Consider the following 11,300-nt stretch of genomic DNA (forward strand, 5'->3'; position numbering starts at 1 on the left):
TGGTGTGGTGTGTTTGTTTCTCTTACCCCACCGCCGGGCCCCCCCCGCCGCGCTGGTAGTCCCCGCGCCGGGGGGGGGCCCCCCCCGCGGCCCCCCCCCCCCCCCACCTTCGGACCCGGTGGTCATCTGTGTTCGTGGGTGCCCTTGAGCTGGACGTGCTGCTCGGCGACGTCCACTCGTTGAAGCAGAAGCGGTCGGTGGTCAAGCCGGTCGTGGCCGAGCTGCGCCGCAGGTTCGAGGTGTCCGTCGCCGAGGCGGGCCACCTGGACCTGCACCGGCGCGCCCTGATCGGAGTGGCGGCCGTCGCCGCCGACGCCGAGCATGTGAGGGACGTCCTGACCGCGTGCGAGCGGCTGGTGGCCGGACGGCCCGAACTGGAACTTCTCTCCGCCCGCCACAGGTTGGTCGGGCCGGAGGACGACTAGCAGGCGTCGCCGCTGGAGGCGACGAATCGCAACGACAGGAGGGGAGCGCCGTGGCCGACCAGGCACGGGCTCGCAAGCTGGCCAAGCGGATCTCGCAGATCGTGGCTTCCGCGCTGGAGCACGAGGTCAAGGACCCCCGGCTGGCCCGCGTCACGATCACGGACACGAGGGTGACCGGCGACCTGCACGACGCGACGGTCTACTACACCGTGCTCGGCGAGCGGCTCGACTCCGAGCCGGACTTCGCGGGGGCCGCGGCGGCGCTGGAGAAGGCCAAGGGCGTGCTGCGCACCATGGTCGGCCAGCAGACCGGTGTCCGGTTCACGCCGACCCTGTCGTTCGTCACGGACACCGTGCCCGACGAGGCGCGCCGGATGGACGAGCTGCTGGCCAAGGCGCGGGAGCTGGACGCCGAGGTGGCGCGGATCGCGCACGGCGCGGAGCCCGCGGGCGAACCCGACCCGTACAAGCCCGCGCGCGACGCCGAGGACGCCGACTAGCGTTCTGGGCGTGCGCAACGACCCGAGCTTGAACGACCCCCGTTCCACCGAGGACCTGGACGCGGACCTCGCCGAGGCGGCCCGCGTCCTGTCCACCGCCACCGACGTCACGCTGCTGGCCCACGTGAACCCCGACGCGGACGCGTTGGGCAGCGCGTTGGCGCTGGGGTTGGCCCTGCACCGCCGCGGGGTGGCGGTCCGGGTGTCGTTCGGCGCGCCGGACGAGGTGCCGGAGACATTGCGGAGCCTGGACGTGGCGGGGCTGCTCGTGCCCGCGTCCGCCGTGCCCGCCGCGCCGCCCGTGCTGGTCGCGCTGGACACCGGCAGCGTCGGGCGGCTGGGGCCGTTGGCCGACCGGGTGTCCACCGCCGGTGTGGTGGTGGTGTTGGACCACCACGTGTCGAACCCCCGGTTCGGGCACGTGAACGTGGTCGACGACCGGGCCGAGGCGACCGCGATCGTGGTGCTGCGGCTGCTGGACGCGCTGGGCGTGGAGCTGGACGAGCCGGTGGCCCGGTGCGTGTACGCGGGTCTGGTGACGGACACGCGGTCGTTCCGGCACGCGTCGGCGACGACGCACCAGGTGGCGGCCCGGCTGCTCGCGGCCGGGGTGGACGCCGAGGCGGTGGCCCGGCCGCTGATGGACTCTCACCCGTTCGGGTATCTCGGGATGTTGGCGAAGGTGCTGGGCCGGGCGTGCCTGGAGCGGGAGGCCGCGGGCGGGCTGGGGTTCGTGCACGCCGTCGTGACGCTGGAGGACGCCTCCGGGCTGCGGCCCGAGGAGGTGGAGAGCGTGGTCGACCTGGTGCGCACCACGGCGGAGGCCGAGGTGGCGGCGGTGCTGAAGGAGCTGCGGCCGTCGTCGTGGTCGGTGTCGTTGCGCGCGGTGAGCGCGGTGGACGTGCGCGAGGTGGCGCAGCTGCTCGGCGGCGGTGGCCACCGGCTCGCCGCGGGCTTCACCGCGACGGGTCCGGCGGAGGAGGTCCTGGCGCGGCTGCGGGCCGCCCTGGAGACCGTGGCCGCGTCCTGAGCGTTGAATTCGGGTGTTCCGAACGTAGGACACTCGCGTTCTGGACGTAGGACTCGCGTGGTCCGGTGAGGGGTGTCGGTGGAGGAGCGGGTTCCGGCGCGGCGGGTGGTCGGGTTGGCCGCGCCCGCGTTGGTGGTGCTGGCGGCCGAGCCGCTGTACGTGCTGGTGGACACGGCGGTCGTCGGCCACCTGGGCGGGTTGCCGCTGGCCGGGCTGGCGCTGGGCGGCGTGCTGTTCACCCAGGTGGCCACGCAGCTCACGTTCCTCTCCTACGGCACCACGGCCCGCACGGCGCGGCTGTTCGGCGCGGGCCGCCGGTCCGAGGCGGTCGAGGAGGGCGTGCAGGCGACCTGGCTCGCGCTGGCCGTCGGCGCGCTGGTGATCGTGCTCGGGCAGGCGCTGGCCGGTCCCGCCGCACGGCTGCTGGCAGGCGGTGGCGAGGTCGCCGACAACGCGGTGTCGTGGCTGCGGATCGCGTTGTTCGGCGCGCCGTTCGTGCTCGTCACGATGGCGGGCAACGGCTGGATGCGCGGCGTGCAGGACACCCGCCGCCCGCTGCGGTACGTGCTGGTCGGCAACGGCATCTCGGCCGTGCTGTGCCCGCTGCTGGTGCACGGCGCGCACTGGGGGCTGGAGGGCTCGGCGGTCGCGAACGTGGTCGCGCAGGTGCTGTCGGCCGGGTTGTTCTTCCGGGCGCTGCGCTCGGAGCGGGTGGCCCTGCGGCCGGACCGCCACCGGATGCGGGCCCAGCTCGGCCTCGGCCGCGACCTGGTGCTGCGCAGCCTCGCCTTCCAGGCGTGCTTCCTGTCCGCCGCGTCGGTGGCCGCGCGCACGTCGGTCGGCGCGGTCGGCGCGCACCAGGTGGTGTTGCAGCTGTGGACGTTCCTCGCGCTCGTGCTGGACTCGTTGGCGATCGCCGCGCAGTCGATCGTGGGCGCGGCGCTGGGCGCGGAGCGGCGCGAGCAGGCACGCCGGTTCGCCTGGCAGGTCACCGGGTACGGGCTGTGGTTCGGCGTGCTGCTCGGGATCGTGTTCGCCGCGCTGTCCGGCCCGCTGCCCCTGGTGTTCACCAGCGACCGGGCGGTGCTGGACGAGGTGCCGCACGCGTGGTGGTTCTTCGTGGCGTTGCAGCCGATCGCGGGCGTGGTGTTCGCGCTGGACGGCGTGCTGCTCGGCGCGGGCGACGCCCGGTTCCTGCGGACCGCCACGCTGGTGTCGGCGGCGCTGGGCTTCCTGCCGCTGGTGTGGGCGTCCTACGCGTTCGGCTGGGGGTTGGCGGGCATCTGGAGCGGCCTGTCCGCGTTCATGGTGCTGCGGCTGGTGCTGGTGCTCGCGCGGACCCGGTCGGGCAAGTGGGCGCGGGTCGGCGCCGTGTGGTGAGGCGGTGACCAGGCGTGATGTGGCGAGGGGCACCCCGGGGAATCGTTAACACAAGGCAACTGTTTCTCGATACTGGGAGTGCCGCCGCAGAACGCCTAGGAGATCCGCCTTGCCGGTCGATCGTGCCACGAAGCAAGCGTGGCTGATCTGGTCAACCGCCGTCCTCGTCTACATCGCCGCCCTCTTCCACCGCACCTCCCTGGGTGTCGCCAGCCTGGAGGCGGGCGACCGCTTCTCCGTCGGCCCCGCCGGTCTCGGCACCTTCACCGTGCTCCAGATCGGCCTCTACGCGCTGATGCAGATCCCCACCGGCCTGCTGGTGGACCGCTTCGGCCCGCGCCGCGTGCTGATGGCCGCCGCCCTGCTCATGGGCCTCGGCCAGACCCTGTTCGCGCTGGCCGGCTCCTACCCGCTCGGCCTGACCGCCCGCGCCGTGCTCGGCGTCGGCGACGCGATGACGTGGGTGAGCGTGCTGCGGCTGGCCGCCGCGCACTTCCCGCCCCGCCGGTTCACGCTGGTGATGACCCTGTCCGCGGCGCTCGGCGGCGCGGGCAACCTGGTCGCGACCGTGCCGTTGACGCTGCTGCTCGACAACGCGGGCTGGACGGCGACGTTCCTGGTCGCGGGCCTGGCGACGGCGGCGTACTCGGCCGTGGTCGGGTGGCGGGTGCGCGAGGTGCCCGACGGCGTGCCGCAGCCGGAGGTGGAGCGGGTGCCGCTGCGCGCGGTCGGCGCGAAGGTGCGGCAGGCGTGGCGCGAGCCCAGCACCCGGCTCGGGTTCTGGGTGCACTTCACGTCCATGTCCACGCCCGCGCTGCTCGGCCTGCTGTGGGGCTTCCCGTACCTGGTCGAGGCGCAGGGCCTGTCCCGGCCGTCGGCGTCCGCGGTGCTGAGCACGCTGGTGCTGGTGGCGATCGTGACCGGGCCCGTGATGGGCACGGTGATCGGGAGCAGGCCGGCCTGGCGGATGCCGATCGTCGGCACCTACCTGGCCGCGGCCCTGCTGTGCTGGGCGGTGCTGCTGGGCTGGCCCGGCGGCGTGCTGCCGACGCCCCTGCTGTACGGGGTGTTCGCGGTGCTGGCGGTGGGCAACCCGGTGTCCGGCGTGGCGTTCGCGCTGGTGCGCGACTACAACCCGCTGCACCGGGTGAGCACGGCGACCGGCGTGGCCAACGTCGGCGGGTTCGGCGCGGTCACGTTCACCGCGCTCGTCGTCGGCGTGCTGCTGGACGTGGTCGAGCCCGTGGCGGCGGCCCCGCAGGCGTACCGGATCGCGTTCGTGGCGGTGGCCGCGGTGCTGCTGGTGGGCGTGTGGCGGACCGTCGTGTGGTGGCGCCGGGCGCGTGCCGCGGTGTTCGCCGCCGAGGACCGCGGCGAGACCGTGCCCGTGCAGTTGCGCCGCCGTCGTTGGGACGTGATCGGCGACCCGGCCGTCCGTGGAGCCGGCGAGCGGGATCTGGTCGAGGCTTAGGATCCTCGTCCGTGTCCGCATCTTCACGTCCTCCTGTCCAGCCCGGCCTCGTGGTGATCGACAAGCCCGACGGCATGACCTCCCACGACGTGGTGGCCAAGGTCCGCCGCATCCTCGGCACCCGCAAGGTCGGGCACGCGGGCACGCTCGACCCGATGGCGACCGGCGTCCTCGTGCTCGGCATCGAGCGGGCCACCAAGCTGCTCGGCCACCTGGCGCTGGACAGCAAGGCGTACCTGTCCACGATCCGGCTGGGCTCGTCCACCACGACCGACGACGCCGAGGGCGAGGTGCTGTCCACGACCGACGCGTCCGAAGTGGACGAGGACGCGATCCGGGCCGGGGTGGCGAAGCTGACCGGCGCGATCCAGCAGGTGCCCAGCGCGGTGAGCGCGGTGAAGGTCGACGGCAAGCGCGCGTACGCGCGGGTCCGCGCGGGCGAGGCCGTGGAGCTGCCCGCCCGACCGGTCACGGTGCACCGCTTCGACGTGCTGGCCGTCCGGCGTGAGGAGAACGCCACCGAACTCGACGTGATGGTGGAGTGCTCGTCCGGGACGTACGTGCGCGCGCTGGCCCGCGACCTCGGCGCGGACCTCGGCGTCGGCGGCCACCTGGCGGCCCTGCGCCGGACCCGCGTCGGGCCGTTCGACCTGCGCGTGGCCAAGACGCTGGAGCAGCTGGAGAGCGCGCCGGGCCTGTCCCTGGACCTCGACGCGGCCGTGTCCACGGCGTTCCCGCGCCGCGAGATCGCGCCCCGCGAGGCGGTGGCCCTGTCGCACGGCCGCCGCCTGGCCGCCGGCGGGCTGGCCGGCACCTACGGCGTGTTCGGCCCGGACGGCCACGTGGTCGCCCTGGCCAAGGACGAGGGCCCGATCGCCAAGCCGCTGGTGGTCCTCACCCCCGCCGGGTAGGGCTCCGGGGTCGCGAGCCCGTTGGCGGTTCTCACGGCCGCGGGGTAGGCCCTACCGTGGAGCCATGGCGAGATGGGTGTGGCCGGCCGTGGCCGGTGTGGTGACGTCGGCCACCGGGGTGGCGATCAGCCTGGCCGCCGACGCCGCGGGCAACCCGTGGGCGTGGGTGGCGGTCGCGTTGCTCGTCGTGCTGGGCGTGGTGGTCACGCTGCGCGTGCAGCCGACGACACCGCCCGCCGGCCCGGAGCCGCGGCCCGCCACGACGGTGCACAACAGCGTGTCCGGCTCGGTCACGGGCAGCGTGGTGCAGGCGGGCGACCTCGGCTCGGTGACGATCAACTCGCCGACCACGGTCAACCAGCACGCCGTCGCGCGCGAGGGCGGCACGGTGCACCAGGCCGGCCGCGACATCCGCCGCGACTGACCCGGCGGAGTCGAACGGCTGCGGTGCGGCCCGCCGGTGACGCGGGGCCGTCGCCGGGCCGGCCGTGTCGAAGGTCGCGGTGGCCCGGCGGTGGCGAGGGTCGCGGTGCCGGCGGAGGCGCGAGCGACCCCGCGGCGTGGCGGGCGCGGCGTGGCTCGGCCGGCTTCGGCGGTCGCCCTCGGGCCGTCCCCTAGGCTTGCCGGCGTGCAACGCTGGAGAGGGCTCGACGACCTGCCGGGCGGCTGGGGCCGATGCGTGGTGACCATCGGCGTGTTCGACGGGGTGCACCGCGGCCACCAGGCGCTGATCGCCCGCGCGGTCGGGCTGGCGGCCGAGCGGAACGTGCCGAGCGTCCTCATCACGTTCGACCCGCACCCGTCCGAAGTGGTCCGACCGGGCAGCCACCCGGCCCAGCTCACCAGCCTGCACCGCCGCGCCGAGCTGGTCGAGCGCCTGGGCGTGGACGTGTTCTGCGTGATCCCGTTCACCGCCGAGGTGGCGCGCACCCCGGCCGACGAGTTCGCGCACGAGGTGCTGGTCGAACGGCTGCACGTGGCGGCCGTGGTGGTGGGGGAGAACTTCACCTTCGGCCACAAGGCGGCGGGCAACGTCGAGTTGCTGCGCGCGCTGGGCAAGCGGTTCGGTTTCGTGACCGAGGGGGCGGACCTGGTGACCGACGACGGCGTGACGTACTCGTCCACCTACATCCGGGCGTGCATCGACGCGGGCGACGTGGCCGCCGCGGCCCAGGCGCTCGGCCGGCCGCACCGGCTGGAGGGCATCGTGGTGCGCGGCGACGGCCGCGGCAAGGAGCTGGGCTTCCCCACGGCCAACCTGTCGACCACGCGGTTCGCCGCCGTGCCCGCGGACGGCGTGTACGCGTGCTGGTTCGTGCACGGCTCGGGCCGCCGCCTCCGGGCCGCGGTGAGCGTGGGCACCAACCCGACGTTCTCCGGCCGGGAACGGCGGGTCGAGGCGTTCGTGCTCGACGTGGACGAGGACTTCTACGGCCAGCGGGTGGCGCTGGACTTCGTGGACCGGCTGCGGGACATGGAGAAGTTCGACAGCGTCGAGTCGCTGCTGGAGCAGATGCACCGCGACGTGGCCACGGCCCGTGAACTCCTGACGGATCCGGGTGACGCCTGACGGGTTGAACCAGGTGGGTGGAACCCGCCGTGCGACACCTCACGACCTGGCAAGATGCCTGACACGTCCGTCGGTCAGGGGAGAGGCGAAGGTGGAGGACCACAAGATCGTCCAACGCAACCTCGCGTTGCAGCGGGAGTGGTACGGGGAACCCCTGGGCGACCGGGTGCGTCGGCTCGTGGTCGCGTTCAACGTCTCCCAGGCCCAGCTCGCGGACGTGCTGGGCATCAGCGCCCCCATGCTGAGCCAGGTCATGAGCGGCCGCCGGGCCAAGATCGGCAACCCCTCCGTCCTCGCCCGGATGATCATGCTGGAGCGCAAGGTCCTCACCCCCGACGTGGCCTCCGGCTCGCCCGAGGCGTTGCAGCGCGCGCTGGAGGACGTCCGGCAGTCGAAGCCGACGGTGAGCCGCGACTCGCTGCCCGTGAACGGCGACGACGAGGCCGTGGTGTTCCCCTTCCTGCGCCGCCTGGCCGACCGCCGCGAGCTGTCGCAGGCCGCCGACGTGCTGGGCGAGGACTTCCCGGCCCTCGCCGAGCTGCTGCGCCGCGCGGGCAAGGGCCGCGACGGCTGACCGCCGTGAGCCTGTTCACCGCGCTCTTCCCGCCCGCCGACGTCGTCGCCGAGCTGCACGACGCCCTCCGCCCGGTCCGCGCGGCGCACCCCCGGCTGCGCTGGGTGGACCCGACCCGCTGGCACGTCACCGTCCGGTTCTTCGGCGAGGCCGAGCCCGCCGGCCAACTCGACGGCCTGGACCGGGTGACCGCGCCCGTGCTGCGGCTGCGCGGCAGCGGCACGTTCCGGCAGGTGCTGTGGATCGGGGTGGACGGCGCGCTGGACGAGCTGGGCGCGGCCGCGGGCGTGCCGGCGGACTGGCGGCCCCACCTCACGGTCGCCCGCGGCGCGGTGCTGCCGCACGTCGGGTTCACCGGTCGCGAGTGGACCGCCACCGAGGTGGCGCTGGTCCGCAGCCGCCCGGGGGAGGGCTACGCGGTGCTGGACCGGGTGCCCTTGACCACGCCAAACGCGTAACGCGCGGCCACAGCTGGTAACCTCGACAGTTGGGTCTGGCTGCGGTCCGTGGCGGCCAGCACCGACTACCCCGCCCAGGCGGGGCCCCACGGCACCCAACCAGCACGAGGAGTAGCGAGCACGTGGCACTGACCACCCAGGAAAAGAAGACCATCCTCGCCGAGTACGGCGTCCACGACACGGACACCGGTTCGGCCGAGGCCCAGGTCGCGCTGCTGAGCAAGCGCATCGCCGACCTGACCGAGCACCTGAAGAAGCACAAGCACGACCACCACTCGCGCCGTGGTCTGCTCCTGCTGGTCGGCCGGCGCCGCCGGCTGCTGAACTACCTGCAGAAGGTGGACATCCAGCGGTACCGCGCCCTGATCGGGCGCCTCGGCCTGCGCCGCTGAGACGTGCCGAGGGGGAGTGGCCACCGGGTCGCTCCCCCTCGGCGCAACACGGAAAACAAAGACGAGGGAAGCACGCGCGGAGCCCGGGACGACAGTTCGCCGGTCCTCGGTAGTGGCCCCCTGGTGGGTGGAAACCCAGGGGACTTCGATCGAAGACCGGCCTCGTCCGAACCGCGATCCCGCGCCGTGAGCGCGCTGTGACCCGCATGACGAGGAGAAGTACCCCTATGACGGACATCGAGGTCCACGAGACTTCAGCCGTGATCGACAACGGTCGGTTCGGCACGCGCACCATCCGCTTCGAGACCGGTCGCCTGGCCCGCCAGGCGGCGGGCTCGGTCGTCGCCTACCTGGACGACGAGACGATGCTGCTGTCGGCGACGACGGCGTCGAAGCACCCCAAGGAGCACTTCGACTTCTTCCCCCTCACGGTGGACGTCGAGGAGCGCATGTACGCCGCGGGCCGCATCCCCGGCTCGTTCTTCCGCCGCGAGGGTCGCCCGTCGACCGACGCGATCCTGACCTGCCGGCTGATCGACCGGCCGCTGCGCCCGTCCTTCGTGGACGGTCTGCGCAACGAGATCCAGGTCGTCATCACGGTGATGAGCCTGAACCCGGCCGACCTGTACGACGTCGTGGCGATCAACGCCGCGTCCGCGTCGACGCAGCTCGCCGGCCTGCCGTTCTCCGGCCCCATCGGCGGCGTCCGGGTGGCGCTGATCGAGGGCCAGTGGGTGGCGTTCCCGACCCACGAGCAGCTCGAGAAGGCCGTGTTCGACATGGTCGTCGCCGGTCGCGTGGTCGGTGACGACGTCGCGATCATGATGGTCGAGGCCGAGGCCACCGAGCACGTCACCGACCTGGTCGGCGAGGGCGCGCAGGCGCCCACCGAGGAGGTCGTGGCCGCCGGACTGGAGGCCGCCAAGCCGTTCATCCGGGTGCTGTGCGAGGCGCAGGCCCAGCTCGCGCAGGTCGCCGCCAAGGAGACCGCCGAGTTCCCGACGTACCCGGCCTACCAGCCCGACGCCTTCGAGGCCGTCGAGCAGGCCGCGGCGGGCGAACTGGCGCAGGCGCTGACCATCGCGGGCAAGCAGGAGCGCGAGAACCGCCTCGACGAGGTCAAGGCGTCGGTGCTGGAGAAGCTGGCCGAGCAGTTCGAGGGCCGCGAGAAGGAGGTCGGCGCGGCGTTCCGCTCGCTGACCAAGAAGCTCGTCCGCCAGCGCATCCTGCGCGACAAGGTGCGCATCGACGGCCGCGGCCTGACCGAGATCCGGTCGCTGTCGGCCGAGGTCGAGGTCATCCCGAGGGCGCACGGCTCGGCGCTGTTCGAGCGCGGCGAGACCCAGATCCTGGGTGTCACCACGCTGAACATGCTGCGCATGGAGCAGCAGATCGACTCGCTGTCCCCGGAGACGCACAAGCGCTACCTGCACCACTACAACTTCCCGCCGTTCTCCACCGGTGAGACGGGCCGCGTCGGCTCGCCGAAGCGCCGCGAGATCGGCCACGGCGCGCTGGCCGAGCGGGCGCTGGTGCCCGTGCTGCCCAAGCGCGACGAGTTCCCCTACGCGATCCGCCAGGTCTCCGAGGCGCTGGGCTCCAACGGCTCGACGTCCATGGGCTCGGTCTGCGCGTCCACCATGTCGCTGCTCAACGCCGGTGTGCCGCTGAAGGCGCCGGTCTCCGGCATCGCCATGGGCCTGGTGTCCGACGAGGTCGACGGCAAGACGGAGTACGTCGCGCTGACCGACATCCTCGGCGCCGAGGACGCGTTCGGCGACATGGACTTCAAGGTCGCCGGCACCAAGGAGTTCGTCACCGCGCTCCAGCTGGACACCAAGCTCGACGGCATCCCGTCGGACGTGCTCGCGGCGGCCCTGGGCCAGGCCCGGGACGCGCGCCTGACCATCCTGGAGGTCATGGCCGAGGCCATCGACCGCCCGGACGAGATGAGCCCGTTCGCGCCGCGCGTGACGTCGGTCAAGATCCCGACCGACAAGATCGGCGAGGTCATCGGCCCCAAGGGCAAGATGATCAACTCGATCACCGAGCAGACCGGCGCCGACATCTCCATCGAGGACGACGGCACGATCTACGTCGGCGCGGCGGACGGCCCGTCGGCCGAGGCCGCGATCGGCCTGATCAACGCGATCGCGAACCCGCAGCTGCCGAAGGTCGGCGAGCGCTTCCTGGGCACCGTGGTGAAGACCGCGGCGTTCGGCGCGTTCGTGTCCCTGCTCCCGGGCAAGGACGGCCTGATCCACATCTCCAAGCTGGGCAACGGCAAGCGCATCGGCAAGGTGGAGGACGTCGTCAAGGTCGGCGACAAGCTCCGCGTCGAGATCGCCGACATCGACCAGCGCGGCAAGATCAGCCTGGTCCTGGTCAACGAGGACGCGGACGCGGCGCCCGCCGCCGACAACCCCGCCCAGGACGCCGCTCCCGCCCCCGCCGTCGAGGCCGAGGCCCCGGCGCAGTGACGACGAGCGTCAACGGGACGGGGGGCGGGTGGACGGGGGGGCGCCGGCCGGCGCCGGGCCCCCCCCCGGCGCCACAGGCGTATACACCCCCCAACGGGTGGGTGTTTGC

Annotated in this window: 12 protein-coding genes; all 12 read left to right on the top strand. The window is 73.3% G+C overall.

All coding sequences use genetic code 11. The annotated features are described in order from the left end of the window. Positions 1-128: 128 nt before the first annotated feature. Positions 129-425, top strand: a complete 297-nt coding sequence (locus ACFXGA_RS36215; RefSeq protein WP_378096294.1) for a DUF503 domain-containing protein — start codon at positions 129-131, stop codon at positions 423-425. Between the two features lie 50 nt (positions 426-475). Continuing rightward, positions 476-925: a 30S ribosome-binding factor RbfA gene (rbfA, locus tag ACFXGA_RS36220; protein WP_378096297.1), complete on the top strand. Its 450-nt coding sequence runs from the start codon at positions 476-478 to the stop codon at positions 923-925. 10 nt (positions 926-935) lie between these two features. After that, positions 936-1,955 carry a bifunctional oligoribonuclease/PAP phosphatase NrnA gene (locus ACFXGA_RS36225; protein WP_378096300.1) on the top strand — a complete coding sequence of 340 codons (1,020 nt, stop codon included), beginning with the start codon at positions 936-938 and terminating at the stop codon, positions 1,953-1,955. Positions 1,956-2,033: 78 nt separating this feature from the next. Continuing rightward, positions 2,034-3,335 (top strand): MATE family efflux transporter, encoded by a 1,302-nt coding sequence (locus tag ACFXGA_RS36230; RefSeq protein WP_378096303.1) that lies wholly within the window; start codon positions 2,034-2,036, stop codon positions 3,333-3,335. A 109-nt stretch (positions 3,336-3,444) separates the two neighbouring features. Next, on the top strand, positions 3,445-4,806 hold the full coding sequence (locus ACFXGA_RS36235) for a nitrate/nitrite transporter (protein ID WP_378096306.1): 1,362 nt from the start codon (positions 3,445-3,447) through the stop codon (positions 4,804-4,806). Positions 4,807-4,817: 11 nt separating this feature from the next. Continuing rightward, positions 4,818-5,717: a tRNA pseudouridine(55) synthase TruB gene (gene truB, locus ACFXGA_RS36240; RefSeq protein WP_378096309.1), complete on the top strand. Its 900-nt coding sequence runs from the start codon at positions 4,818-4,820 to the stop codon at positions 5,715-5,717. A 64-nt stretch (positions 5,718-5,781) separates the two neighbouring features. Then, a complete protein-coding gene (locus tag ACFXGA_RS36245) occupies positions 5,782-6,141 on the top strand; it encodes a hypothetical protein (RefSeq protein ID WP_378096312.1) in 360 nt (119 codons plus the stop codon). A 204-nt stretch (positions 6,142-6,345) separates the two neighbouring features. After that, a complete protein-coding gene (locus tag ACFXGA_RS36250; protein WP_378096315.1) occupies positions 6,346-7,287 on the top strand; it encodes a bifunctional riboflavin kinase/FAD synthetase in 942 nt (313 codons plus the stop codon). A gap of 91 nt (positions 7,288-7,378) precedes the next feature. Beyond that, a complete protein-coding gene (locus ACFXGA_RS36255) occupies positions 7,379-7,861 on the top strand; it encodes a helix-turn-helix domain-containing protein (protein WP_378096318.1) in 483 nt (160 codons plus the stop codon). A 5-nt stretch (positions 7,862-7,866) separates the two neighbouring features. Next, positions 7,867-8,319 carry a 2'-5' RNA ligase family protein gene (locus ACFXGA_RS36260; RefSeq protein WP_378096321.1) on the top strand — a complete coding sequence of 151 codons (453 nt, stop codon included), beginning with the start codon at positions 7,867-7,869 and terminating at the stop codon, positions 8,317-8,319. Positions 8,320-8,441: 122 nt separating this feature from the next. Beyond that, positions 8,442-8,711 (top strand): 30S ribosomal protein S15, encoded by a 270-nt coding sequence (gene rpsO / locus ACFXGA_RS36265; RefSeq protein ID WP_141981300.1) that lies wholly within the window; start codon positions 8,442-8,444, stop codon positions 8,709-8,711. A gap of 227 nt (positions 8,712-8,938) precedes the next feature. Beyond that, positions 8,939-11,191, top strand: a complete 2,253-nt coding sequence (locus tag ACFXGA_RS36270) for a polyribonucleotide nucleotidyltransferase (RefSeq protein ID WP_378096324.1) — start codon at positions 8,939-8,941, stop codon at positions 11,189-11,191. Positions 11,192-11,300 lie beyond the last annotated feature (109 nt).

It is taken from the genome of Actinosynnema sp. NPDC059335, from assembly GCF_042752395.1.
Taxonomy (GTDB): domain Bacteria; phylum Actinomycetota; class Actinomycetes; order Mycobacteriales; family Pseudonocardiaceae; genus Actinosynnema.

Bases quoted from the DNA above. Each gene is read 5' to 3' on its own strand.
- ACFXGA_RS36245 (WP_378096312.1), top strand. From the start codon at position 5,782: ATGGCGAGATGGGTGTGGCCGGCCGTGGCCGGTGTGGTGACGTCGGCC.
- ACFXGA_RS36270 (WP_378096324.1), top strand. From the start codon at position 8,939: ATGACGGACATCGAGGTCCACGAGACTTCAGCCGTGATCGACAACGGT.